General features: G+C 37.9%; 24 protein-coding genes. All 24 read left to right on the forward strand.

Annotated features, from left to right (window positions below):
* The first annotated feature begins 178 nt into the window (after positions 1–178).
* The 24 genes from recG to trmFO all read left to right on the forward strand — a co-directional run bounded on the left by recG (position 179) and on the right by trmFO (position 24,924).
* Entirely contained in the window at positions 179–2,227 is a 2,049-nt protein-coding gene (gene recG / locus ACSG5Z_RS13350; protein WP_087985054.1) for an ATP-dependent DNA helicase RecG, read from the forward strand.
* A gap of 88 nt (positions 2,228–2,315) precedes the next feature.
* Positions 2,316–2,909, forward strand: a complete 594-nt coding sequence (gene fapR / locus ACSG5Z_RS13355) for a transcription factor FapR (RefSeq protein ID WP_048546022.1) — start codon at positions 2,316–2,318, stop codon at positions 2,907–2,909.
* Positions 2,906–3,898 carry a phosphate acyltransferase PlsX gene (gene plsX / locus ACSG5Z_RS13360; RefSeq protein WP_000684108.1) on the forward strand — a complete coding sequence of 331 codons (993 nt, stop codon included), beginning with the start codon at positions 2,906–2,908 and terminating at the stop codon, positions 3,896–3,898. The genes fapR and plsX overlap by 4 nt, the downstream gene beginning before the upstream one ends.
* Before the next feature lie 14 nt (positions 3,899–3,912).
* Positions 3,913–4,857, forward strand: coding sequence for an ACP S-malonyltransferase (gene fabD / locus ACSG5Z_RS13365; RefSeq protein WP_435711531.1), 945 nt, complete (start codon positions 3,913–3,915; stop codon positions 4,855–4,857).
* Complete coding sequence (gene fabG / locus ACSG5Z_RS13370) at positions 4,857–5,597, forward strand: 3-oxoacyl-[acyl-carrier-protein] reductase (protein ID WP_000911777.1); 741 nt, start codon at positions 4,857–4,859, stop codon at positions 5,595–5,597. Before fabD ends, fabG begins: the two co-directional genes overlap by 1 nt.
* A gap of 69 nt (positions 5,598–5,666) precedes the next feature.
* The gene (gene acpP / locus ACSG5Z_RS13375) at positions 5,667–5,900 is read left to right on the forward strand and encodes an acyl carrier protein (protein ID WP_000786062.1); all 234 of its coding nucleotides are present in this window, start codon (positions 5,667–5,669) and stop codon (positions 5,898–5,900) included.
* 59 nt (positions 5,901–5,959) lie between these two features.
* Complete coding sequence (gene rncS, locus ACSG5Z_RS13380; protein WP_001146867.1) at positions 5,960–6,697, forward strand: ribonuclease III; 738 nt, start codon at positions 5,960–5,962, stop codon at positions 6,695–6,697.
* Positions 6,698–6,844: 147 nt separating this feature from the next.
* Positions 6,845–10,414, forward strand: a complete 3,570-nt coding sequence (gene smc / locus ACSG5Z_RS13385) for a chromosome segregation protein SMC (RefSeq protein WP_435711532.1) — start codon at positions 6,845–6,847, stop codon at positions 10,412–10,414.
* 15 nt (positions 10,415–10,429) lie between these two features.
* Entirely contained in the window at positions 10,430–11,419 is a 990-nt protein-coding gene (ftsY, locus tag ACSG5Z_RS13390; protein ID WP_000007644.1) for a signal recognition particle-docking protein FtsY, read from the forward strand.
* A 133-nt stretch (positions 11,420–11,552) separates the two neighbouring features.
* Entirely contained in the window at positions 11,553–11,885 is a 333-nt protein-coding gene (locus ACSG5Z_RS13395) for a putative DNA-binding protein (RefSeq protein WP_000891061.1), read from the forward strand.
* Positions 11,886–11,897: 12 nt separating this feature from the next.
* The gene (ffh, locus tag ACSG5Z_RS13400) at positions 11,898–13,247 is read left to right on the forward strand and encodes a signal recognition particle protein (RefSeq protein ID WP_000863466.1); all 1,350 of its coding nucleotides are present in this window, start codon (positions 11,898–11,900) and stop codon (positions 13,245–13,247) included.
* Positions 13,248–13,347: 100 nt separating this feature from the next.
* Positions 13,348–13,620: a 30S ribosomal protein S16 gene (rpsP, locus tag ACSG5Z_RS13405; RefSeq protein ID WP_000268750.1), complete on the forward strand. Its 273-nt coding sequence runs from the start codon at positions 13,348–13,350 to the stop codon at positions 13,618–13,620.
* Positions 13,621–13,634: 14 nt separating this feature from the next.
* On the forward strand, positions 13,635–13,862 hold the full coding sequence (locus tag ACSG5Z_RS13410) for a KH domain-containing protein (RefSeq protein ID WP_000737397.1): 228 nt from the start codon (positions 13,635–13,637) through the stop codon (positions 13,860–13,862).
* Between the two features lie 121 nt (positions 13,863–13,983).
* Positions 13,984–14,499, forward strand: coding sequence for a ribosome maturation factor RimM (gene rimM, locus ACSG5Z_RS13415; RefSeq protein WP_000170282.1), 516 nt, complete (start codon positions 13,984–13,986; stop codon positions 14,497–14,499).
* Positions 14,499–15,233, forward strand: a complete 735-nt coding sequence (trmD, locus tag ACSG5Z_RS13420; RefSeq protein ID WP_000686894.1) for a tRNA (guanosine(37)-N1)-methyltransferase TrmD — start codon at positions 14,499–14,501, stop codon at positions 15,231–15,233. Before rimM ends, trmD begins: the two co-directional genes overlap by 1 nt.
* A gap of 146 nt (positions 15,234–15,379) precedes the next feature.
* Positions 15,380–15,724: a 50S ribosomal protein L19 gene (gene rplS, locus ACSG5Z_RS13425; protein ID WP_001186518.1), complete on the forward strand. Its 345-nt coding sequence runs from the start codon at positions 15,380–15,382 to the stop codon at positions 15,722–15,724.
* A gap of 101 nt (positions 15,725–15,825) precedes the next feature.
* Positions 15,826–16,377 (forward strand): signal peptidase I, encoded by a 552-nt coding sequence (gene lepB / locus ACSG5Z_RS13430; RefSeq protein ID WP_087981660.1) that lies wholly within the window; start codon positions 15,826–15,828, stop codon positions 16,375–16,377.
* 20 nt (positions 16,378–16,397) lie between these two features.
* Positions 16,398–17,288: a ribosome biogenesis GTPase YlqF gene (ylqF, locus tag ACSG5Z_RS13435; protein ID WP_048546006.1), complete on the forward strand. Its 891-nt coding sequence runs from the start codon at positions 16,398–16,400 to the stop codon at positions 17,286–17,288.
* A gap of 52 nt (positions 17,289–17,340) precedes the next feature.
* Positions 17,341–18,114, forward strand: a complete 774-nt coding sequence (gene rnhB, locus ACSG5Z_RS13440; protein ID WP_435711535.1) for a ribonuclease HII — start codon at positions 17,341–17,343, stop codon at positions 18,112–18,114.
* 194 nt (positions 18,115–18,308) lie between these two features.
* Positions 18,309–19,469 carry an ADP-forming succinate--CoA ligase subunit beta gene (sucC, locus tag ACSG5Z_RS13445; protein ID WP_001020778.1) on the forward strand — a complete coding sequence of 387 codons (1,161 nt, stop codon included), beginning with the start codon at positions 18,309–18,311 and terminating at the stop codon, positions 19,467–19,469.
* A 19-nt stretch (positions 19,470–19,488) separates the two neighbouring features.
* A complete protein-coding gene (sucD, locus tag ACSG5Z_RS13450; RefSeq protein WP_000115178.1) occupies positions 19,489–20,391 on the forward strand; it encodes a succinate--CoA ligase subunit alpha in 903 nt (300 codons plus the stop codon).
* A gap of 87 nt (positions 20,392–20,478) precedes the next feature.
* On the forward strand, positions 20,479–21,348 hold the full coding sequence (gene dprA / locus ACSG5Z_RS13455; protein WP_435711538.1) for a DNA-processing protein DprA: 870 nt from the start codon (positions 20,479–20,481) through the stop codon (positions 21,346–21,348).
* Positions 21,349–21,492: 144 nt separating this feature from the next.
* Positions 21,493–23,571, forward strand: a complete 2,079-nt coding sequence (topA, locus tag ACSG5Z_RS13460; protein WP_435711540.1) for a type I DNA topoisomerase — start codon at positions 21,493–21,495, stop codon at positions 23,569–23,571.
* A gap of 48 nt (positions 23,572–23,619) precedes the next feature.
* Positions 23,620–24,924, forward strand: a complete 1,305-nt coding sequence (gene trmFO / locus ACSG5Z_RS13465) for an FADH(2)-oxidizing methylenetetrahydrofolate--tRNA-(uracil(54)-C(5))-methyltransferase TrmFO (protein ID WP_000211996.1) — start codon at positions 23,620–23,622, stop codon at positions 24,922–24,924.
* Positions 24,925–24,953: the final 29 nt, after the last annotated feature.

Raw genomic sequence — 24,953 nt, forward strand, 5'->3', positions numbered from 1 at the left:
AGATAAAAAAGAGCCTTGCTGCTAATAGTGAGGCTCTTTTCTTTCGTATTGTTTATGAGGGATTTGAGTAGTTTCTCTAAGAATGCCTATGATAGAATATATAGGGTGAAAGAGAGCGATTACAGATGTCAATAGTATGAATGAATCAAAGAAAATAATGTGACGGAGCGTGAGAATCTTGAATGAAGTTGTACAAGTTCCTGTTACGGATGTAAAGGGAATCGGAGGAGAAACATCTGAATTACTACACGAGATGGGGATTTATACAGTTTCTCATCTATTAGAACATTTTCCGTACCGTTATGAAGATTATGCGATGAAAGATCTTGCTGAAGTAAAGCATGATGAACGTGTAACAGTTGAGGGAAAGGTTCATAGTGCTCCTTTACTGCAATATTATGGGAAGAAGAAGTCTCGTCTTACGGTTCGTGTCCTCGTCGGTCGTTATTTAATTACAGCTGTATGCTTTAATAGGCCGTACTATAAGCAGAAGTTAAATTTAAATGAAACAGTAACGATTACTGGTAAATGGGATCAGCACCGTCAAACGATTGCGGTATCAGAGCTTCATTTTGGACCAGTTGTACGTCAACAAGAAGTAGAGCCTGTATACTCAGTGAAAGGGAAACTTACAGTAAAACAGATGCGCCGTTTTATTGCCCAAGCGTTCAAGGAGTATGGAGAATCTATAGTTGAAGTGTTACCTGATGGATTGCTAAGTCGATATAAATTATTGCCGCGTTATGAAGCGCTTCGGGCGTTGCATTTTCCAGCAGGACAGGAAGATTTAAAACAAGCACGTCGCCGTTTTGTGTATGAGGAGTTTTTCTTATTTCAGCTAAAAATGCAAACATTACGGAAAATGGAGAGGGAAAATTCGAAAGGGACGAAAAAAGAAATTCGTTCAGCAGAATTGCAAGAGTTTATTGATGCACTTCCGTTTCCATTAACTGGTGCACAGCGTCGGGTAGTAGATGAAATTATGAAAGATATGACATCTCCTTATCGAATGAATCGTCTGTTGCAAGGTGATGTAGGTTCTGGGAAAACAGTCGTTGCAGCGATTGGCCTTTATGCAGCGAAGTTAGCACATTATCAAGGTGCTTTAATGGTTCCTACAGAAATTTTAGCAGAGCAACATTATCAATCGCTTGCAGAGACGTTCTCGCACTTTGGTATGAATGTTGAATTGTTAACCAGTTCTGTTAAAGGTGTAAGGCGTCGAGAGATTTTGGCAAAATTAGAACAAGGAGAAATAGATATCCTTGTTGGAACACATGCTTTAATTCAAGATGAAGTTATCTTTCATAGGTTAGGTCTCGTTATTACTGATGAACAACATCGATTTGGTGTAGCGCAGCGACGAGTTTTAAGGGAGAAAGGTGAAAGTCCGGATGTTTTATTTATGACGGCGACGCCAATTCCGCGTACGTTAGCAATTACTGCATTTGGAGAGATGGATGTTTCTATAATCGATGAGATGCCAGCTGGTAGAAAGGTAATTGAAACATACTGGGCAAAACATGATATGTTAGATCGAGTTCTCGGTTTTGTGGAGAAGGAGATAAAAAAAGGAAGACAAGCATATGTTATTTGTCCCCTTATTGAAGAATCTGAGAAACTTGATGTACAAAATGCGATTGACTTACATAGTATGCTGACTCATCATTATCAAGGGAAATGTCAAGTCGGATTAATGCATGGCAGACTCTCATCTCAAGAAAAAGAAGAGATAATGGGACAATTTAGTGAAAATAAAGTGCAAATTCTTGTGTCGACAACAGTTGTTGAAGTAGGTGTGAACGTACCGAATGCGACTGTAATGGTTATTTATGATGCAGAGCGTTTCGGTTTATCGCAGCTCCATCAGCTCAGGGGACGTGTTGGGCGTGGTAGTGAACAATCATATTGTTTATTAATCGCGGATCCAAAATCGGAAACGGGAAAAGAGCGAATGCGTATTATGACCGAAACGAATGATGGATTTGTATTGTCAGAAAAAGATTTAGAGTTAAGAGGTCCTGGAGATTTCTTTGGAAGTAAGCAAAGTGGTTTACCAGAGTTCAAGGTTGCTGATATGGTACATGATTATCGAGCGTTAGAAACAGCTAGACAAGATGCGGCGTTACTAGTAGAATCAGAAGCGTTTTGGCATAATGATCAGTATGCTTCGCTGCGTACTTATCTTGACGGGACAGGTGTGTTCCAAGGAGAGAAGCTCGATTAAAGGGAGGCAACGAAAGTTTTTGTTGCATTCTACTTTTATTGATTATATACTACTGTTAGTACCTAGTCATAAAAATGGATGGTGCGGTATGAAAAAAAGAAGAAGTAAAAAAGAAAGACAACAATTATTACAACAAACAATAGAAACGAATCCTTTTATTACGGATGAAGATTTAGCAGAAAAATTTCAAGTGAGTATACAAACCGTACGTCTTGACCGTATGGAATTATCTATTCCTGAATTAAGAGAAAGAATTAAACATGTAGCTACAAAGCAACATGAAGAAGATGTGAAATCTTTACCGTTAGAAGAGGTTGTCGGAGAAATTATCGATATAGAATTAGATAGACATGCGATTTCTATCTTTGAAGTGAAGGTAGAACACGTATTTAAAAGAAATCAGATTGCCCGTGGGCATCATTTGTTTGCACAAGCAAACTCACTAGCTGTTGCGGTTATTGATGAAGAATTAGCTTTAACTGCAAAGTCTACCATTCGATACATTCGTCCTGTAAAATTAGGAGAGCGTGTTGTTGCAAAAGCGCGCGTTGAAGATGTAGAGAATGATAAAGGACGGACCGTTGTCAAAGTGCGTAGCTTTGTTGGAGAAGAACTTGTTTTTACAGGCACTTTTGAAATGTATCGATCTAGTAATTATAGTGAGGAAGGTAACAACTTATGAAAATCGCAATAGATGCAATGGGCGGCGATCATGCTCCAAAGGCTGTCGTATTAGGAGCAATGAAAGCTATTAAGGAATATTCTGATTTACATATTACGTTAGTAGGGAAAGAAGAGGAAATTCGTCAATACTTAACGAGTGAAGAACGAATTACTATACTTCATACAGATGAAAAAATCGAATCGACAGATGAACCAGTAAGAGCGGTTCGACGAAAAAAACAAGCCTCAATGGTACTAGCAGCGCAGCAAGTGAAAGACGGCGTAGCGGATGCTTGTATATCAGCTGGTAGTACAGGAGCTTTAATGGCGGCTGGATTGTTCGTTGTAGGTCGTATGGAAGGAATTGAGCGACCAGCTTTATCCCCTACAATGCCAACGGTTGATGGAGAAGGTTTTGTTATGTTAGATGTTGGAGCGAACGTTGATGCAAAACCAATTCATTTATATCAATATGCAGTAATGGGATCTGTATACGCTGAGAAAGTAAGAGGAATTAAAAATCCTCGTGTTGGACTTTTGAACGTTGGAACAGAGGATGGCAAAGGGAACGAGCTTTCAAAACAAGTCTTTGCAATGCTTAAGGATGCCCCAATTAATTTCGTTGGGAACGTTGAATCAAGAGATTTATTGCAAGGTGTAGCAGATGTTGTTGTATGTGATGGTTTTACAGGGAATGTAGCGCTAAAATCATTAGAAGGAACAGCACTTGCGTTATTTTCTATGTTAAAAGAGCAGTTAATGAGTTCGTTTACGAGCAAATTAGCAGCAGCGGTATTAAAGCCAAAACTTATGGTATTAAAAGATAAAATGGATTATTCGGAGTATGGAGGAGCGGCATTATTTGGATTGAAAGCTCCAGTCATTAAGGCTCACGGTTCTTCCAATGACCAATCAATATTTAGTGCGATTCGTCAAACGAGAGAAATGGTAGCGAAAGAAGTTATTCCTACTATTTCAAGCGTAATGGAGAAAGAGCCACTCCAATAAGAGGAGGATTTGAAATGGGAAAACTAGCATTTCTTTTTCCGGGCCAAGGTTCACAGGCAGTTGGAATGGGTAAACAGTTAGCGGAGAATAATAAAGAGGTTGCAAATGTGTTTGCGAAAGCAGATGAGGTGTTGCAAGATTCACTTTCAGAAGTGATTTTTGATGGGCCGCAGGAAAAGCTTACGTTAACGACAAATGCGCAGCCTGCCTTATTAACAACGAGTTTTGCTATTTTGACAGCTTTGAAAGAGTATGATATTACACCAGACTTTGTTGCAGGGCATAGTTTAGGTGAATATAGCGCTCTTGTAGCAGCGGGTGCAATAACTTTTGAAGACGCTGTATATGCTGTAAGAAAACGTGGGGAATATATGGAAGAAGCTGTTCCTGGTGGAGAAGGTGCAATGGCGGCTATTTTAGGTGCTGATCCACATATGCTGAAACAAGTTACAGAAGAAGTAACAAGTGAAGGATATGCAGTGCAAATCGCTAATATGAATAGTACGAAGCAAATTGTGATTTCTGGAACAAAGCAAGGAGTTGAGATTGCTTCTCAAAGAGCGAAAGAAAATGGTGCAAAGAGAGCAATTCCGCTTAAGGTAAGTGGACCGTTCCACTCTTCGCTTATGAAGCCAGCAGCGGAGAAGTTCCAAAGTGTCTTAAAAGAAATTACAATTCAAGATACGAATATTCCTGTTATTGCAAATGTAACAGCAGACGTTATTACAAGTGGTGCACATATTCAAGAAAAGCTAATTGAACAGCTCTATTCGCCTGTCTTATGGTACCCGTCCATTGAAAATATGGTGAATCAAGGGGTAGATACATTTATTGAGATTGGACCTGGGAAAGTGCTTGCTGGACTTATGAAGTCAATTGATTCATCAGTGAAAGCATATGCGATATACGATGAAGAGACATTAAAAGATACCATTTCAAATTTGAGAGGAGAAAACTGATGTTAAAAGGGAAAGTAGCATTAGTAACTGGCGCTTCACGTGGAATTGGTCGTGCGATTGCGATTGATTTAGCGAAACAAGGGGCAAATGTTGTAGTAAATTATGCTGGTAATGAGCAAAAGGCGAATGAAGTAGTTGATGAAATAAAGAAATTAGGTTCGGATGCAATTGCAGTAAGAGCAGATGTTGCAAATGCTGAAGACGTTACAAATATGGTGAAACAAACTGTAGATACATTTGGACAAGTTGATATTCTTGTAAATAATGCAGGTGTAACAAAAGATAATTTATTAATGCGTATGAAAGAAGAAGAATGGGATACAGTTATTAATACAAACCTAAAAGGTGTATTCTTATGTACGAAGGCAGTATCTCGATACATGATGCGCCAGCGTCATGGACGTATTATTAATATCGCTTCTGTTGTTGGAGTGACAGGTAATCCAGGACAAGCAAACTATGTTGCTGCTAAAGCGGGTGTAATTGGATTAACAAAAACATCAGCAAAAGAATTAGCGAGCCGTAATATTACTGTAAATGCAATTGCTCCAGGTTTTATTGCGACTGATATGACGGATATATTAGATGAAAATATAAAAGCCGAAATGTTAAAGTTAATTCCTGCAGCTCAGTTTGGTGAGGCGCAAGATATCGCAAATACTGTAACGTTTTTTGCTTCTGATCAAAGCAAATATATTACAGGGCAAACGTTAAATGTTGATGGCGGAATGGTAATGTAATAAAAGAATTGATTTCAACTAGTTTTTTTGGCCAATATTTAATATAATATTTGAGGGGAGGTGAATGGAATGGCAGATGTTTTAGAGCGTGTAACAAAAATCATCGTTGATCGTTTAGGTGTAGAAGAAACTGAAGTAGTACCAGCTGCGAGCTTTAAAGAAGATTTAGGCGCAGACTCCCTAGATGTAGTAGAACTTGTAATGCAATTGGAAGATGAATTCGAAATGGAAATTTCTGATGAAGATGCTGAAAAGATTGCTACTGTTGGCGATGCTGTGACTTACATAGAGAGTCATCTATAATGCTTAAGTGAAGTCCCGTTTTTTTAGCGGGGCTTCTCGGCTTATATCTGGAGGGACTTATGCCGTACCGAAAACATAGAGAAAAAAAATACGAAACAAAATATCGTGAAGCGTTTAAAGTATTTCAAGAAGAGATAGGTATTACGTTTTCAGATGAAAAATTATTGATTCAAGCATTTACGCATTCATCGTATGTGAATGAGCATCGAAAAAAACCGCATGAAGACAATGAGCGTCTCGAATTCCTTGGAGATGCGGTATTGGAACTTACTGTGTCACAGTATCTGTTTCAAAAATATCCGACAATGAGCGAAGGAGAGTTAACGAAACTACGTGCAGCTATTGTATGTGAACCATCTCTTGTTCGTTTTGCAAACGAGTTGTCATTTGGTAGCCTTGTTTTATTAGGAAAAGGTGAGGAAATGACAGGTGGACGTGAACGACCAGCTTTATTAGCGGATGTCTTTGAAGCGTTTATTGGTGCCCTTTATCTTGATCAAGGGTTAGAAACAGTATGGGGCTTCTTAAAAGAAATTGTATACCCTAAAATTAATGAAGGTGCTTTTTCTCATGTGATGGATTATAAGAGTCAATTACAAGAGTTGATTCAGCGTGATGGTAGTGGCAATATTGAGTATCAAATTTTGCAGGAAAAAGGACCGGCCCACAATCGAGAATTTGTGTCACGTGTTACGTTAAATAACGTGGCTTTAGGTCTTGGTAGTGGCAAGTCGAAAAAAGAAGCAGAGCAACAAGCTGCTGCAGAAGCATTGAAAAAATTAAAAGAACAACTATAAGGAATCCCCCTTTGAATGAGGGGGATTCCTTATGCATAGAATGAAACTTTCTTTTTGTTTGTGAATAAAGGGAAGGGAAATCCGTATAATAGCTTGTTTTTGTATAGACAACAGTTATAACAACGGAGAATAGGAGGAAGGCCTTTCGTGTTTTTAAAAAGATTAGAAATAGCAGGGTTTAAGTCTTTTGCTGAGCGTGTATCTGTTGATTTTGTCCCAGGTGTAACTTCCGTAGTAGGACCTAATGGAAGTGGGAAAAGTAATATTACTGATGCGATTCGCTGGGTACTTGGTGAACAATCTGCAAAATCATTACGTGGTGCAAAGATGGAGGATATTATTTTTGCAGGCAGTGATACGAGAAGAGCAGTTAATGTTGCTGAAGTAACAATAACTTTAAATAATGAAGATCAACGTTTACCGATTGAATATAATGAGGTGTGTGTAACGCGTCGTGTATCTCGTTCTGGTGATAGTGATTTTTATATTAATAAACAATCATGTAGATTGAAAGATATTATCGATTTATTTATGGACTCTGGTATGGGAAGAGAAGCTTTTTCGATTATTAGCCAGGGGAAAGTTGAAGAGATTTTAAGTAGTAAATCAGAAGAACGTCGTGGTGTATTTGAAGAAGCTGCGGGAGTGCTGAAATACAAACTTCGTAAAAAGAAAGCTGAAGTGAAATTAGCAGACACACAAGAAAACTTAAATCGTGTACAAGATATCATTCACGAATTAAGTAGTCAAGTAGAACCTTTAGAAAGACAAGCTTCTATTGCGAAAGATTATCTCGAGAAAAAAGAAGAATTAGAGAAAGTAGAAGCGGCGCTTATTGTACATGAAATTGAAGAATTACATGAGAAATGGGAAGCGCTTCGAAATCAGTTTGGGCATAATAAAAACGAAGAAGCTAAAATGTCAACGCATTTACAAAAAGGTGAAGAAGAGCTTGAGGAATTACGAGGACAATTACAAGCAGTAGATGAGTCTGTAGATTCCTTACAAGAAGTGCTGCTTCTTTCTAGTAAAGAGCTAGAAAAGTTAGAAGGACAGCGTGAGTTATTAAAAGAGAGAAAACAAAATGCAACGACGCATTGTGCACAACTCGAACAGTTAATTGTTGAATTAACAGAGAAAGCTACAAGTTATGATGGTGAAATTGAATCCAGTACAGAAGTGTTGATGCAATTTGTAAATCAAGTAAAAGAGTTGGAGACGAAATTGCATGATAATGAGCTACTGCTTGCAACTTTTGCTGACAATTTAGAGGAACAAATTGAGAATTTAAAAGGTGACTATATTGAACTTTTAAATCAACAAGCTAGTCATCGTAATGAGTTATCTATGATTGAAGAACAATCTAAACAACAAAACTCAAAAAATGAACGCCTCGATGAAGAAAATGCGAAATATGTAGAAATACGCATGGAAATTACAGCGAAAAAGACGAAACTTGTGGAAAGTTATGAACAAGTGAAAGAAAAAGTAGCTGGTATTCTTTCGAATATACAAAAGACAGAAGCGGCACTTGGAAAATGCAAGACGCAGTATAGTGAAAATGAAACAAAACTGTATCAAGCGTATCAATTTGTACAACAGGCACGTTCTCGAAAAGAAATGCTAGAAGAGATGCAAGAGGATTACTCTGGTTTCTATCAAGGGGTACGTGAAGTATTAAAAGCTAGAGAAGATAGGTTGCAAGGTATCGAGGGTGCTGTTGCAGAACTGCTAACGGTACCGAAAGAATATGAAATTGCAATGGAAATTGCTCTAGGTGCAGCGATGCAGCATATTGTCGTACAAAAAGAAGAACATGCTCGTAATGCAATTACGTTTTTAAAACAAAATAAACATGGACGAGCAACGTTTTTACCACAAGCTGTTATTAAAAGTAGATCGTTATCATTTGAACAATTACGTATTGTAAATCAATACCCATCGTTTGTAGGTGTGGCGGCAGAACTTGTGCAATATAACAATAAATATGAAAATGTAGTTTCAAATTTATTAGGTACTGTTATTGTTGCGAAAGATTTACGTGGGGCGAATGAGTTGGCGAAACAACTGCAATACCGTTATCGCATTGTAACAATCGAAGGTGATGTAGTGAACCCTGGAGGTTCTATGACTGGTGGAGCGGTAAAACAGGCGAAATCTTCTTTATTAGGACGTCAACGTGAGCTAGAAGAGTGGACGAACAAGTTAACTGATATGGAAGAAAAAACGACAAAGTTAGAAAACTTTGTTAAAGCAGTAAAGCAAGAGATTCAAGAAAAAGAAGTGAAAATACAGGAACTAAGGCAAAGTGTAGAAGCAGAGCGTGTAGATGAACAGAAATTAAGAGAAGAAATTAGTCGCTTAGAATTAGAAGAACATCGTATTAATGATCGTTTATCTATTTACGATTTAGAGATTGAAGGATTCTTACAAGATCAAGTGAAAATACAGGGACGTAAAGAAGAGCTAGAAAAGATTTTAGCAACGCTTCAAGCGGAGATTACGGAATTAGATAGCAAAATTGTCGCTTTAACAAAACAAAAAAGTGAGCAGCATTCTTCGAAGGAAAAAGTGCAAAAAGAAATGACTGAGTTAAAAGTGTTGGCGGCTGAAAAGCAACAACGCTTATCTAATCAAAAAGAAAAAGTTGAACGATTGACGAAGGAAAAAGAAGAAACGGATGCAACGCTTGTCAAAACGAAAGAGGATTTAGCATTCTTAAAACAAGAAATGACATCTAATTCAAGTGGTGAAGAACAGATTACGAATATGATTGAGAAGAAAGCATATGATCGTAATCAAACTTCAGAGTTAATTCGCTCTCGTCGTGAACAACGCGTATCGTTACAAGAGAGAGTAGAACATTTAGAACGTAATCTGAAAGAAACAACAGGTAAACATAAATACATTCTTGAGATGCTGAAAAATCAAGAAGTAAAAATAAACCGACTTGATGTAGAGTTAGAAAATAGATTACAACATTTACGTGAAACATATACGATTTCATTTGAAGCAGCAAAACTGAAGTATACAATGATGATGCCTGCAGAGGATGCACGTAAAAAGGTGAAACTAATTAAATTATCCATCGAAGAGCTAGGCACAGTGAACTTAGGGGCAATTGAAGAGTATGAGCGTGTAGCAGAGCGTCATACATTCTTACTAGAGCAAAAAGATGACCTAGAAGAAGCGAAAGCGACATTGCACCAACTTATTACCGAAATGGATGAAGAAATGAAAAAACGTTTTTCTACTACGTTTGAAGGAATTCGAATGGAGTTTCAATCGGTATTCTCTGAATTATTTGGAGGCGGTAGAGCGGATTTAGTCATGACGAATCCAGAGGACTTATTAAATACTGGTATTGATATTGTAGCGCAACCGCCAGGGAAGAAACTGCAAAACTTAGGTTTACTTTCTGGTGGGGAGCGTGCTTTAACAGCAATTGCGCTGTTATTCGGTATTTTAAAAGTGCGCCCAGTCCCATTCTGTGTATTAGATGAGGTAGAGGCGGCTCTTGATGAGGCGAATGTTGCCCGTTTTGCGCAGTATTTAAAGAGATTTAGTGATGAGACACAGTTTATTGTTATTACACATAGAAAAGGTACAATGGAAGAGTCTGACGTATTGTACGGTGTAACAATGCAAGAGTCAGGGGTATCTAAACTTGTTTCGGTTCGTTTGGATGATGGAGAAGAACTAGTTGCAAGTAATTAGGAAGGATGGGACAGTATGAGTTTTTTTAAAAAATTAAAAGAAAAAATTTCAAAACAAACAGATACGGTAACAGAGAAATTTAAACATGGATTAGAAAAAACGAGAAATTCGTTTGCAGATAAAGTAAATGATTTAGTTTATCGTTATCGTAAAGTAGATGAAGATTTCTTTGAGGAATTAGAAGAAATTTTAATTGGTGCAGATGTCGGAGTTTCGACGGTAATGGAATTAATTGATCAATTGAAAGAAGAAGTGCAACGTCGTAACATCCAAGATCCAAAAGAAGTACAAGCTGTTATTTCAGAAAAGTTAGTAGGAATTTACAAAGGCGACAGTGAGTTTAGTAACGAAATTAATATGCAAGAGGATCAATTAACAGTTGTTTTATTTGTCGGTGTTAACGGCGTAGGGAAAACGACGACGATTGGTAAACTAGCACATAAATTCAAATCAGAAGGTAAGTCTGTCCTATTGGCGGCAGGAGATACATTCCGCGCAGGAGCGATTGAACAATTAGAAGTATGGGGCGATCGCGTTGGTGTAGAAGTGATTAAACAAGGGTCGGGATCTGATCCAGCGGCGGTTATGTATGACGCTGTACAAGCCGCGAAAGCACGTAAAGTAGACGTATTACTATGTGACACAGCAGGACGCTTACAAAATAAAGTAAACTTAATGAAAGAGTTAGAGAAAGTGAAGCGTGTAATTGAGCGTGAAGTACCGGGGGCTCCTCACGAAGTATTACTTGTTATTGATGCAACAACAGGACAAAACGGTTTAAGTCAAGCGAAGACATTCCGTGAAGCAACGAATGTTACTGGTATTGTTTTAACGAAGTTAGATGGAACTGCTAAAGGTGGTATTGTATTAGCGATTCGTAACGAAATGGATGTACCGGTGAAATTCGTTGGATTAGGAGAGCAAATGGATGACTTGCAGCAGTTTGATCCAGAACAATATGTGTATGGTTTATTTGCGAACTTAGTAGAAACAGAAGAAGTGTAAGTGAAAGAAGCGGTATTTTCCGCTTCTTTTTCTATAAAAATATGTGATGTTAAGAAAAAAACTTGACACTCTTTTGTACTCCATGTAAACTAATTCATGTAAAGGGAAATCACTTAACAAAGGATGATCCAACATGCTCGAGAAAACAACGAGAATGAACTATTTATTTGATTTTTATCAATCGTTGTTAACGCAAAAACAAAGAAGTTATATGTCGCTTTATTATCTAGATGATTTATCTCTTGGTGAAATTGCGGAAGAATTTGATGTAAGTCGCCAAGCCGTGTATGATAACATTAAACGGACTGAAGCGATGCTTGAAGAATATGAAGATAAATTAGTATTACTTCAAAAGTTTCAAGAGCGACAGCGACTTGTTGCAAAGCTAAAACAGCTAATCAGCGAAGAAGAGCATGTGAATGAAGAAATGAAACAAGTTGTTGAAGCTATCGAAAAATTAGATTAGGAGGGCGGCAATATGGCATTTGAAGGATTAGCCGACCGACTTCAACAGACAATGCAAAAAATCCGCGGCAAAGGAAAAGTTTCTGAAGCCGATGTGAAAGAAATGATGAGAGAAGTTCGTCTAGCTCTTTTAGAAGCGGACGTTAACTTTAAAGTAGTAAAAGATTTTGTAAAGCGTGTGTCTGAACGTGCTGTCGGACAAGATGTAATGACAAGTTTGACACCTGGACAACAAGTAATTAAAGTCGTACAGGAAGAACTTACAGAACTTATGGGCGGAGAGCAAAGCAAAATTGCTGTTGCTAATAGGCCACCGACTGTTATAATGATGGTTGGTCTGCAAGGTGCGGGTAAAACAACGACGACAGGTAAGCTTGCGAATTTGCTTCGTAAAAAGCATAATCGTAAACCAATGCTTGTTGCAGCGGATATTTACCGTCCAGCAGCGATTAAACAGCTTGAAACATTAGGGAAGCAATTGGACATGCCTGTATTCTCTTTAGGAGATCAAGTAAGTCCTGTTGAAATTGCGAAACAAGCGATTGCAAAAGCAAAAGAAGATCATCACGATTATGTTTTAATTGATACAGCAGGTCGCCTGCATATTGATGAAGAACTAATGGATGAATTAGCGAAAGTGAAAGAAGTTGCGAAACCGGATGAAATTTTCCTTGTTGTCGATGCGATGACGGGACAAGACGCGGTAAATGTTGCACAAAGTTTCCATGAACAGTTAGGTTTAACAGGTGTTGTATTAACGAAATTAGATGGTGATACGCGCGGTGGTGCGGCATTATCTATTAAGGCGGTAACAAATACACCGATTAAATTTGCTGGTATGGGTGAAAAACTAGATGCGATTGAAGCGTTCCATCCAGAGCGTATGGCATCCCGTATTTTAGGGATGGGAGACGTCTTAACATTAATTGAAAAAGCGCAAGCTACAGTTGATGAAGAGAAAGCAAAAGAACTTGAGCAAAAAATGCGTACGCTTTCGTTTACGCTTGACGATTTCCTAGAACAACTTGGACAAGTGCGTCAACTTGGACCGCTTGATGAATTGTTAGGAATGCTTCCTGGTGCAAATAAAATTAAAGGGCTGAAAAATGCGCAAGTTGATGAAAAACAAATTGGGCATATTGAGGCAATTATTCGTTCTATGACTAAATTAGAGCGAGAACAACCGGAAATAATCAATGCTAGTCGCAAAAAGCGCATTGCCAAAGGTAGCGGTACAACGGTACAAGAAATCAATCGTTTAATCAAGCAATTTGATGATATGAAAAAGATGATGAAAACGATGACGGGAATGCAAAAAGGTAAGAAAAAAGGACTAGGTGGATTGAAGTTTCCATTCATGTAAGGAAAAAAGATGGCTCTGTTAAGAAAAAATACTTTACAAAGCAATAGTCTTTTTGCTAATATAATTATCTGTGTGAAATAAATTCGGAGGTGCTTTATAAATGGCAGTTAAAATTCGTTTAAAACGTATGGGAGCTAAAAAAACTCCTTTCTATCGTGTAGTTGTTGCAGATTCTCGTTCTCCTCGTGACGGACGTTTCATTGAGGAAATCGGTACTTACAATCCGGTTGCTCAACCAGCTGAAGTTAAGATCAACGAAGAAGCAGCATTAAAATGGTTAGGAAATGGTGCTAAACCATCTGATACAGTTCGTAACTTATTCTCTAACCAAGGTATCATGGAGAAATTCCACTTATCTAAACAAGGTAAGTAATTGAGGCAATGACTATGAAGAAGTTAGTCGAGACGATTGTCAAGCCTCTTGTCGATCATCCTGAAGATGTAAAAGTTACACAGGAACTTTACAACGGAGAGATAAAGTATCGATTAACTGTACATCCTGAGGATGTTGGAAAAGTCATTGGAAAGCAAGGGAAAGTTGCGAAAGCAATTCGAATGCTCTTGTATTCAGTGGGACATCATAATGATGAAAAAGTAACACTGGAAATTCAATAAATGTAAAAAGGGCGAGGAGTTATTTCCTCTCCCTTTTTTAACATTTAAAGAGAAGTTGCATGTTCCATATGTGAAATGGAGATGCTTAATTTATATAGAAACCAGGGGTGACATACTATTTATGACAAAATGGTTTAACGTAGGGAAAATTGTAAATACTCATGGCGTAAGAGGAGAAATACGTGTTATTTCTCGTACTGATTTTCCAGAAGAGCGATATAAAGTAGGAAACACGTTATACATAAGTAATGAGAAAAGTACAGACTACCTTCCAGTGAAAGTAACTTCTCATCGTCAACATAAGACATTTGATCTATTAACATTTGAAGGATACAACAATGTAGATGAAGCAGAGAAGTTTAAAGGTTCTTTAATAAAAGTACCAGAAGAGCAGTTAGGTGAACTAGCTGAAGGCGAATACTACTACCATGAAATTATTGGTTGCAGTGTTGTAACGGAAGAAGGAGAAGCGTTAGGAACAATAAAAGAAATTTTATCTCCTGGTGCAAATGATGTTTGGGTAATTAAACGTCCAAAAGGTCAAGATCTATTAATTCCTTATATTGATGATGTTGTACTTCAAGTTAACATTGAGAATAAATTAGTAACCATTCATGTAATGGAAGGGCTATTATAATGAAAATTGACATTTTAACATTGTTTCCAGATATGTTTACGGGTGTGTTTGGATCTTCAATTTTAAAGAAAGCGCAAGAAAAAGAAGCGGTAGAGCTTCGTGTTGTCAATTTCCGCGATTATACAACGAGTAAGCATAATAGCGTAGATGATTATCCGTATGGTGGTGGCGCTGGGATGGTATTAACCCCCCAGCCTATCTTTGATGCAGTGGAAGAGTTAACGAAGGAAACAGACCGTAAACCGAGAGTTGTCCTAATGTGTCCACAAGGAGAGCGTTTTACGCAGAAGAAGGCAGAAGAACTTGCTGAAGAAGAGCATGTTATTTTTGTGTGTGGTCATTATGAAGGGTACGATGAACGAATTCGTGAGCATCTCGTAACGGATGAAATTTCTATCGGTGACTACGTATTAACCGGCGGAGAGTTAGCCTCTATGGTTATTACGGATAGTGTCGTGCGTCTCCTCCCGGGAGTGCTAGGAAATCATGCTTCACAAGTCGAGGATTCGTTTAGTACAGGTTTATTAGAACATCCTCATTATACACGTCCAGCTGATTTTCGTGGTATGAAGGTACCGGATGTACTAATGTCAGGAAATCATAAAAATATTGATGAATGGCGACACAAAGAATCACTACGTCGTACGTACACGCGTAGACCGGATTTACTGGAAGAACGAGAATTATCTAAGCAAGAAGCGAAATGGCTAGAACAAATTAAAGAAGACAAGTAAGGGCTTGATATATTTTCTATTGCAACAGTCCTAGCAATATGCTATTATAACACTTGTGCTACTGAAATCAGTGGCCGTATTAACGATGTTCCGCTGTAATTTATTAAGACTTTATAAGAGCATCTGTTTAAAGGAGAGAATTTAATATGCAACAATTAATCGCAGAAATTACTCAAGGCCAATTAAAAACTGACCTTCCTTCATTCCGTCCTGGAGACACTTTACGTGTACACGTAAAAGTAGTTGAGGGAACTCGTGAAAGAATTCAGCTTTTCGAAGGTGTTGTAATTAAACGTCGTGGTGGCGGAATCAGTGAAACATTCACAGTTCGTAAGATTTCTTACGGTGTAGGTGTTGAGCGTACATTCCCAGTTCACACGCCAAGAATCGCGAAACTTGAAGTACTTCGTCGTGGTAAAGTACGTCGTGCTAAGTTATACTACTTACGTAACCTTCGCGGTAAAAAAGCACGTATTAAAGAAATTCGATAAGACATGTATGGGAGCTTGTAAATACACAAGCTCCCTTTTTCCAATCTATATAAAATTTTGATATAATACGAGCAGCTTACATAATCGTGGAGGGGAAATGCATGAAAAAAGAAAAGAGTTCACTTTGGGAATGGATCAAAGCAATTTTGATTGCTGTTGTATTAGCGGGTGTTATTAGACAGTTTTTCTTTGCTCCAATTCTCGTAGATGGAGTATCGATGGCATCTACTTTACATGATCGCGATCGAATGATTGTCAATAAAATTGGTTATCACATAGGAGATCCGAAACGATTTGATATTATCGTATTCCGAGCAACGGAAGATAAAGATTATATTAAGCGCATTATCGGCCTGCCAGGCGATGAAATAGAGTATCGTAATGATAAACTATATGTTAACGGAAAGGCTTATGAGGAGCCGTATTTAGACAAGCAAAAAAAACAAATTGCTGACGGACCGCTTACATATGATTTTACTCTTGAAGAAATGACAGGGAAGAAAACTGTTCCAGAAGGTCAATTATTTGTTTTAGGCGATAATCGTCGTTTTAGTAAAGATAGCCGTTCGATTGGTACAATTGCAATGGACCAAGTGATTGGAAAAGCAAATATACTATATTGGCCGTTAAAAGATGCTCGTATTGTGAAATAAAAGAAAAAGAAGGTGGCAACATGGTAATTCAATGGTTCCCGGGACATATGGCAAAGGCTAGACGCCAAGTAACAGAAAAATTAAAGTTAATTGATGTTGTAATTGAGCTTGTAGATGCTCGATTACCTTTATCTTCTAGAAATCCAATGATCGATGAGATTATTACACATAAGCCGAGGCTTGTTGTTTTAAATAAAGCGGATATGGCAGATGATCGTTTAACAAAGCAGTGGATTGCATATTTTAAAGAAAAAGGCCAAATGGCAATTTCAATTAACGCACAAGCTGGACAAGGTATGAAGGAAATTGCAGCGGCTTGTAAAGTGTTGGTGAAAGAAAAATTTGATAAAATGGTTGCAAAAGGTATTAGACCGAGAGCAATTCGTGCATTAATTGTAGGTATACCGAATGTTGGTAAATCTACGTTAATTAATAAGTTGGCGAAGAAAAATATTGCTAAAACAGGAGATCGTCCTGGTGTAACAACAGCTCAACAATGGATTAAAGTTGGGAAGGAAATGGAACTGTTAGATACACCGGGTATTTTATGGCCTAAATTTGAAGATCAATTAGTGGGTCTTCGTTTAGCGACAACAGGCGCAATTAAAGATTCAATTTTAAATTTACAAGATGTTGCTGTTTACGCTTTACGTTTTATGGAAAAGCATTATCCAGAACGTTTGAAAGATCGATATAATTTAAATGAAATTCCAGAAGATATTGTGGAGTTATTCGATGCAATTGGAAAAAATAGAGGCTGTTTAATGGGCGGCGGAATGATTGATTATGATAAAACATCTGAGCTTATACTTCGTGAGCTTCGTGGTGGGAAACTTGGGAAAATGACGTTTGAAACACCAGAAGAGTTTGCGGAGCAAGTAGAAGGTGTTGAAAAAGTAGAAGAAGTATAAGACGTGCGTTTGTACGTCTTTTCTTTTTTGTATATAAAAGGAGTGTGCGTGAATGCAAAAAGTGACTATTCAAGAAGCGGAACATTTACTGCAAAAAATTATGAGTGAAGAGGACAACCGCTTTCAAATATTAATGAAAGATGAGCGAAAAGGGGTACAAAAGCTCATTTTGAAGTGGCATAAACAAAAAGAGTTAGCGCAGAAAGAAAAAGAAAAGTTTTTCGAAATGTCCAAGTATGAGATTGCATTACGTGAAAAAGGGCTCACATTTATTGCAGGTATAGATGAAGTAGGGCGTGGGCCGCTAGCTGGGCCTGTCGTGACGGCAGCTGTTGTCCTTCCGGAAGATTCTTATATTCCAGGGTTAAATGACTCGAAAAAGCTGAGTGAGGCGAAGCGAGAGCGTTTTTATGATGAAATTAAAGCACAAGCAATTGCAATTGGAGTTGGAATTGTATCACCACAAGTTATTGATGAGATAAATATTTATCAAGCGACGAAACAAGCGATGTTAGATGCTGTTGCGAATTTATCTTGTGCACCAGAACATTTATTAATTGATGCGATGAAACTTCCTACACCAATTCCGCAAACATCCATTATTAAAGGTGATGCGAAAAGTATTTCTATTTCAGCTGCATCCATTATTGCGAAAGTAACGAGAGATCGTATGATGAAAGAGCTTGGAGAAAAGTATCCTGCATATGGATTTGAACAACATATGGGATATGGCACAAAACAACATTTAGAAGCGATTGAAGCGCATGGAGTATTAGAAGAACATCGCAAATCGTTTGCACCAATTAAAGATACGATTCAAAAATAAGCTGCGAATATGCAGCTTATTTTTTTATTTTGGTATATGAACATTATTATTTTCAAAAAAGAATAAAGCGATTTCAGTTTTCTGACACTTTATTGTAGACAGCGTGCCAATCATCTTATACAATGGCAATGTAATGTTTTTTAAACATTTAAAAACTTTTCGAGTAAAACAGGAAAACAGGGGAGGATGGGACCATGAATATCCATGAGTACCAAGGTAAGGCAGTCCTTAAAAGCTATGGGGTTAGCGTTCCGAACGGGAAGGTTGCATTTACAGTAGAAGAAGCTGTAGAAGCAGCGAAAGAATTAGGAACGGATGTATGTGTAGTAAAAGCACAAATTCACGCTGGTGGACGCGGCAAAGCTGGCGGAGTAAAAGTTGCAAAAAATTTAGATGAAGTTCGTACATATGCAGAGAGCATTTTAGGAACTACACTTGTGACACATCAAACAGGTCCTGAAGGTAAGGAAGTAAAACGCTTACTTATCGAAGAAGGTTGCGATATTAAAAAAGAATATTATGTTGGTCTAGTTTTAGATCGTGCAACTTCTCAAGTTGTTTTAATGGCATCTGAAGAAGGTGGAACAGAAATTGAAGAAGTAGCAGAGCAAACACCTGAAAAGATCTTTAAAGAATATATTGATCCAGCAGTAGGCTTACAAGGCTTCCAAGCGCGCCGAATCGCGTTTAACATCAATATTCCAAAAGAGCTTGTAGGACAAGCTGTGAAGTTTATGATGGGCTTATACCGTGCGTTTATCGAAAAAGATTGCTCTATCGCGGAGATCAATCCACTTGTTACAACAGGTGACGGTAAAGTTATGGCATTAGATGCGAAATTAAACTTTGATTCTAATGCTTTATATCGCAATAAAGACATTTTAGAACTTCGTGATCTTGATGAAGAAGATTCAAAAGAAATTGAAGCTTCTAAATATGACTTAAACTACATTCCTTTAGATGGAAATATCGGTTGTATGGTTAATGGTGCAGGTTTAGCGATGGCTACAATGGATATCATTAAACATTACCATGGCGATCCAGCTAACTTCTTAGATGTTGGTGGCGGTGCAACAGCTGAAAAAGTTACAGAAGCATTCAAAATTATCCTTTCTGACAAAAATGTAAAAGGTATCTTCGTTAACATTTTTGGTGGCATTATGAAGTGTGATGTTATCGCAGAAGGTGTTATTGAAGCGACGAAACAAGTAGGTCTTGAATTGCCTTTAGTTGTACGTCTTGAAGGTACAAACGTAGAGTTAGGTAAGAAAATTTTAAATGAGTCTGGCTTAAATATTGTTGCAGCAGAATCTATGGCAGACGGTGCACAAAAAATTGTTTCACTAGTGGGCTAATAGAAAGCGGGGGAGAAAAATGAGCGTATTAGTTAATAAAGATACAAAAGTTATTGTTCAAGGTATTACAGGTTCTCAAGGTTTATTCCACACAAAACAAATGATTGAATACGGTACGAAAATTGTCGGTGGTGTAACGCCAGGTAAAGGTGGCACTGATATTGAAGGTGTACCAGTATTTGATACTGTAGAAGATGCAGTGAAAGCAACAGGCGCAAACGCTTCAGTTGTATACGTTCCACCCGCTTTTGCGGCTGATGCAATTATGGAAGCAGTTGATGCAGAAATCGATTTAGTAGTATGTATTACTGAAGGTATTCCTGTATTAGATATGGTAAATGTAAAGAGATATATGGCGGGTAAACATACACGTTTACTTGGACCAAACTGTCCTGGTGTTATTACGCCTGATGAATGTAAAATTGGTATTATGCCAGGGTACATTCATAAAAAAGGCCATGTAGGTATCGTATCTCGCTCTGGTACATTAACGTATGAGGCTGTACATCAGTTAACACAAGAAGGTATTGGCCAATCTACTGCTGTAGGTATCGGCGGGGACCCAGTTAACGGTACGGACTTTATAGATGCGTTAAAAGCATTTAATGAAGATGAAGAAACACATGCTGTAATTATGATTGGTGAAATTGGTGGTACAGCGGAAGAAGAGGCGGCTGAATGGGTGAAAGCTAATATGACAAAACCTGTTGTAGGCTTCATTGGTGGCCAAACAGCGCCTGCTGGCAAACGTATGGGCCATGCTGGTGCAATCATTTCTGGTGGTAAAGGAACTGCTGCTGAAAAGATTAAAACGATGGAAGCTTGTGGTATTAAAGTAGCGGAAACTCCAGCGGTTATGGGTGAAACACTAATCTCTGTCTTAAAAGAAAAAGGTCTATTTGAGACTTGTAAAAACTACTAATCTGTTGAAAGACACCTTCTTGCTTGAAGGTGTCTTTTTACGCAATTCTTGTTTACATAATAAAAATTATGGGTAAGGAGAATTAAGATGAAAAGAGAACGATTATTACATCTTCATTATTTTTTAGCAGATCATTGGAAGGCAATGGAAAGACTACTATATGTCGATCCTGAATTGAAGGGAATATACACTTTTAATACAAAACAATTGGAATACTACACTGGAATATCCTTGAAAAAATCTTTAGAATTAGTAAATTTTCTTCAAAGTTCAAATCTCCCGCAATATATATCTTATTTAGAGAAAAATCGAATCTTCTATATGACTATATGGGACGAAGATTATCCACAATTATTACGTGAAATACAGGATCCCCCATTTGTATTATATGGAAAAGGAGAGAAGTGTTTTCTCAGTAAAGCTAATAAATTAGCGGTTATTGGAACGAGAGAACCGACTTTATATGGACATGAGAGTTTAAAATTTATTTTACACCCATTATTAGAAAGGGAATGGCTTATTGTCAGTGGGTTTGCAAGAGGGATAGATACAATGTCTCATGAAATTACAGTAAGACGGCATTGCCCGACTATTGCAATACTAGGACATGGATTATCGTATATGTATCCAAAAGAGAATAGACATTTATATGAAACGTGGAATGAATATATATTGTTATTAACAGAGTATCCGCCGCACTATGCACCGAAAAAATGGTATTTTCCAAAAAGGAACCGGATTATTAGTGGTATAAGTAAGGGTGTTTTAGTTGTAGAAGCGAAATCAAGAAGTGGAACACTTATTACTGCGGACCTTGCTTTAGAGCAAAATAGAGAGGTATTTGCACTTCCTGGACCTATATTTATAGATAGTGCATCAGGAACGAATCATCTGATTCAACAAGGAGCAAAACTAGTAAGAAATGCAGAAGATATCTTGGAAGAAGTTTTAAATTAACTTTATATTTTTATGTTTTTATTAAACAATTATTGACAAATGGTAGATAGGCACTGTATGGTATATTCATTCTTGATTGACAAAAACAAGAGAAATCAATAAGATTGATGAAGACTTGAATCCACCTCTTAAGGAGGCACTAGCATGTCAGATTACCTCGTAATCGTGGAGTCGCCTTCTAAGGCGAAGACCATTGAGAAATATTTAGGGAAAAAATACAAAGTTGTCGCGTCTATGGGACACGTTCGCGATTTACCTAAAAGCCAAATGGGGATAGAAGTAAAGAACAACTTCACCCCGAAGTATATTACCATTCGTGGTAAAGGTCCCGTCTTAAAAGATTTAAAATCAGCGGCCAAAAAAGCAAAGAAAGTCTATCTCGCGGCCGATCCAGACCGCGAAGGGGAAGCGATTGCTTGGCATTTAGCTAATACGTTAAATGTGGACGTTGAATCAGATTGCCGAGTTGTGTTTAATGAGATTACAAAAGATGCAATAAAAGAATCATTTAAACATCCTCGTGCGATTAATATGGATTTAGTAGATGCACAGCAAGCAAGGCGTATACTAGATCGTCTTGTTGGTTACAATATTAGTCCTTTATTATGGAAGAAAGTAAAAAAAGGATTAAGTGCAGGACGCGTACAATCTGTAGCAGTTCGTTTAATTATCGAACGTGAAAAAGAAATTCAAATCTTTGAGCCTGAAGAATTCTGGACAATTAAGACAGAATTTGTGAAAGGGAAAGACACATTTGAAGCAAATTTTTACGGTGTAGATGGTGAAAAAGTTCAATTAACGAATGAAACGCAAGTGAATGAAATAATTGAACAGATGAAAGATAATGCGTTTTCAGTTGAAAATGTAACGCGAAAAGAGCGAAAACGTAATCCTGCATTACCGTTTACAACATCTTCCTTGCAACAAGAGGCAGCTCGTAAGTTAAACATGCGAGCAAAGAAAACAATGATGCTCGCGCAGCAATTGTATGAAGGGATAGATCTTGGAAAGCAAGGGACTGTAGGTCTTATTACGTATATGAGAACTGACTCAACACGTATCTCAGAAACAGCTCAAACAGAGGCGCGTACATACATTACTGAGGCGTTTGGTGCGGAATACATAGGGACAGAAAAGAAGAAAGAAACGAAAAAGTCGAACGCGCAAGATGCGCATGAGGCAATTCGTCCTACTTCGGTAATGAGAAGGCCAGAGGAACTAAAGAGTTTCTTAAGTCGTGATCAACTTCGGTTGTATAAACTGATTTGGGAGCGATTTGTTGCAAGTCAAATGGCGTCTGCTATAATGGATACTGTGACAGCTAGACTCATTAATAACAATGTTCAGTTCCGTGCAAGTGGATCGGTTGTAAAGTTTCCAGGATTTATGAAAGTGTATGTAGAGTCGAAAGATGACGGGGCTGAAGAAAAGGATAAAATGTTGCCACCTTTAGAAGTAGGGGAAACGGTATTTTCGAAGGATTTAGAACCGAAGCAACACTTTACACAACCTCCGCCGCGCTATACAGAGGCTCGTCTAGTAAGAACACTTGAAGAGCTTGGAATTGGAAGACCGTCGACTTACGTACCGACACTTGAAACGATTCAAAAACGTGGATACGTAGGTTTGGATAATAAACGCTTCGTTCCAACTGAACTTGGTGAAATAGTAATTGAACTTATTTTAGAGTTTTTCCCAGAAATTATTAACATTGAATTTACTGCTAACATGGAGCAAAGTCTTGATGAAGTAGAAGAAGGAAATGCGAATTGGGTAAAAATTGTTGATGATTTCTACGTAGGCTTTGAACCGCGTTTAGAAAAAGCGGAAAAAGAAATGCGTGAAGTGGAAATTAAAGATGAACCAGCTGGGGAAGACTGTGAATTGTGTGATCACCCAATGGTCTTTAAAATGGGTAAATACGGGAAATTTATGGCTTGTTCGAATTTCCCAGATTGTCGTAATACAAAACCGATTGTGAAAGAAATCGGTGTTACTTGTCCGAAGTGTGATAAAGGTCAAATTATTGAACGCCGTAGTAATAAAAAGAAACGTCTTTTCTATGGATGCGGTACGTATCCAGAGTGTGACTTTGTATCTTGGGATAAACCAATTGGTCGTAAATGTCCGAAGTGCGAAGGTATGCTTGTAGAGAAGAAGTTGAAAAAAGGCGTGCAAGTACAATGTATTTCGTGTGATTATGAAGAAGAACAACAAATGTGAGCGTAACTGCTCACATTTTTTTCGGGAAGAAAAGGAAAGGTGATAAATATGACAACACAAGTAGTAAACGTCATTGGCGCAGGTCTTGCAGGAAGTGAAGCAGCTTACCAAATTGCAAAACGTGGTGTCCAAGTGAAATTATATGAAATGAGACCAGTAAGGCAAACGCCAGCTCATCACACAGATAAATTTGCAGAGTTAGTATGCAGTAACTCGCTTCGCGCAAACACATTAACAAACGCTGTTGGTGTTATTAAAGAAGAAATGCGTTTAATGGACTCTGTTATTATTCGTGCAGCTGATGAGTGCTCTGTACCAGCAGGAGGAGCTTTAGCTGTAGATCGTCATGAATTTGCGGCAAAGGTAACAGAGTATGTGAAAAACCATCCGAACGTAACTGTGATGAATGAAGAAATTACTGAAATTCCAGAAGGGCCTACTGTTATCGCGACAGGTCCACTTACGTCTCCTGATCTTGCTGCACAATTAAAAGAATTAACAGGTGAAGATTATTTTTATTTCTATGATGCTGCAGCACCGATTGTTGAGAAAGATAGCATTGATATGAATAAAGTATATTTAAAGTCTCGTTACGATAAAGGGGAAGCTGCATATTTAAACTGCCCAATGACGGAAGAGGAATTTGACCGTTTTTACGAGGCATTAATTGCTGCTGAAACAGTACCTTTAAAAGAATTTGAAAAAGAAATTTTCTTTGAAGGTTGTATGCCGGTAGAAGTTATGGCAAGTAGAGGAAGACAGACGCTAGTATTTGGACCGATGAAACCTGTTGGATTAGAAGATCCGAAAACAGGAAAAACGCCATATGCTGTTGTTCAGTTACGTCAAGATGATGCAGCAGGAACGTTATACAATATCGTAGGTTTCCAAACGCATTTAAAGTGGGGACCACAAAAAGAAGTGTTACAGTTGATTCCAGGACTGGAAAATGCAGAGATTGTACGTTATGGTGTAATGCATCGTAATACGTTTATTAATTCACCTAACTTGCTTCGTCCAACATATCAATATAAACAACGTGATGATTTATTCTTCGCTGGCCAAATGACTGGAGTAGAGGGATATGTTGAATCGGCGGCATCAGGATTACTAGCGGGTATTAACGCTGCTCGACTTGTGAAAGGTGAAGAGCCGGTTGTATTACCGCCTGTAACTGCAATGGGAAGTATGGCGAATTATATTACTGCGACAAACGCGAAAAACTTCCAGCCAATGAATGCAAACTTCGGTTTGTTTGCACCGTTAGAGAAGAAAATTAAGAGGAAAGCAGAACGAAATGAAGCATATGCAACACGCGCTTTAGAAACAATTCAAAATTTTGTAAATATTTAGTTAAATTTCTTGCAAAGGCTACTAAGTTG

This window comes from Bacillus pretiosus, assembly GCF_051294775.1.
In the GTDB taxonomy this organism is placed as follows: Bacteria; Bacillota; Bacilli; order Bacillales; family Bacillaceae_G; genus Bacillus_A; species Bacillus_A wiedmannii.

What these genes read in the sequence shown, in the direction of transcription:
- fapR (WP_048546022.1), top strand. Translation starts at nt 2,316, where the DNA reads ATGAAAAAAAGAAGAAGTAAAAAAGAAAGACAACAATTATTACAACAA.
- plsX (WP_000684108.1), top strand. Translation starts at nt 2,906, where the DNA reads ATGAAAATCGCAATAGATGCAATGGGCGGCGATCATGCTCCAAAGGCT.
- fabD (WP_435711531.1), top strand. Translation starts at nt 3,913, where the DNA reads ATGGGAAAACTAGCATTTCTTTTTCCGGGCCAAGGTTCACAGGCAGTT.
- fabG (WP_000911777.1), top strand. Translation starts at nt 4,857, where the DNA reads ATGTTAAAAGGGAAAGTAGCATTAGTAACTGGCGCTTCACGTGGAATT.
- acpP (WP_000786062.1), top strand. Translation starts at nt 5,667, where the DNA reads ATGGCAGATGTTTTAGAGCGTGTAACAAAAATCATCGTTGATCGTTTA.
- rncS (WP_001146867.1), top strand. Translation starts at nt 5,960, where the DNA reads ATGCCGTACCGAAAACATAGAGAAAAAAAATACGAAACAAAATATCGT.
- ftsY (WP_000007644.1), top strand. Translation starts at nt 10,430, where the DNA reads ATGAGTTTTTTTAAAAAATTAAAAGAAAAAATTTCAAAACAAACAGAT.
- ACSG5Z_RS13395 (WP_000891061.1), top strand. Translation starts at nt 11,553, where the DNA reads ATGCTCGAGAAAACAACGAGAATGAACTATTTATTTGATTTTTATCAA.
- ffh (WP_000863466.1), top strand. Translation starts at nt 11,898, where the DNA reads ATGGCATTTGAAGGATTAGCCGACCGACTTCAACAGACAATGCAAAAA.
- rpsP (WP_000268750.1), top strand. Translation starts at nt 13,348, where the DNA reads ATGGCAGTTAAAATTCGTTTAAAACGTATGGGAGCTAAAAAAACTCCT.
- ACSG5Z_RS13410 (WP_000737397.1), top strand. Translation starts at nt 13,635, where the DNA reads ATGAAGAAGTTAGTCGAGACGATTGTCAAGCCTCTTGTCGATCATCCT.
- rimM (WP_000170282.1), top strand. Translation starts at nt 13,984, where the DNA reads ATGACAAAATGGTTTAACGTAGGGAAAATTGTAAATACTCATGGCGTA.
- trmD (WP_000686894.1), top strand. Translation starts at nt 14,499, where the DNA reads ATGAAAATTGACATTTTAACATTGTTTCCAGATATGTTTACGGGTGTG.
- rplS (WP_001186518.1), top strand. Translation starts at nt 15,380, where the DNA reads ATGCAACAATTAATCGCAGAAATTACTCAAGGCCAATTAAAAACTGAC.
- lepB (WP_087981660.1), top strand. Translation starts at nt 15,826, where the DNA reads ATGAAAAAAGAAAAGAGTTCACTTTGGGAATGGATCAAAGCAATTTTG.
- ylqF (WP_048546006.1), top strand. Translation starts at nt 16,398, where the DNA reads ATGGTAATTCAATGGTTCCCGGGACATATGGCAAAGGCTAGACGCCAA.
- rnhB (WP_435711535.1), top strand. Translation starts at nt 17,341, where the DNA reads ATGCAAAAAGTGACTATTCAAGAAGCGGAACATTTACTGCAAAAAATT.
- sucC (WP_001020778.1), top strand. Translation starts at nt 18,309, where the DNA reads ATGAATATCCATGAGTACCAAGGTAAGGCAGTCCTTAAAAGCTATGGG.
- sucD (WP_000115178.1), top strand. Translation starts at nt 19,489, where the DNA reads ATGAGCGTATTAGTTAATAAAGATACAAAAGTTATTGTTCAAGGTATT.
- dprA (WP_435711538.1), top strand. Translation starts at nt 20,479, where the DNA reads ATGAAAAGAGAACGATTATTACATCTTCATTATTTTTTAGCAGATCAT.
- topA (WP_435711540.1), top strand. Translation starts at nt 21,493, where the DNA reads ATGTCAGATTACCTCGTAATCGTGGAGTCGCCTTCTAAGGCGAAGACC.
- trmFO (WP_000211996.1), top strand. Translation starts at nt 23,620, where the DNA reads ATGACAACACAAGTAGTAAACGTCATTGGCGCAGGTCTTGCAGGAAGT.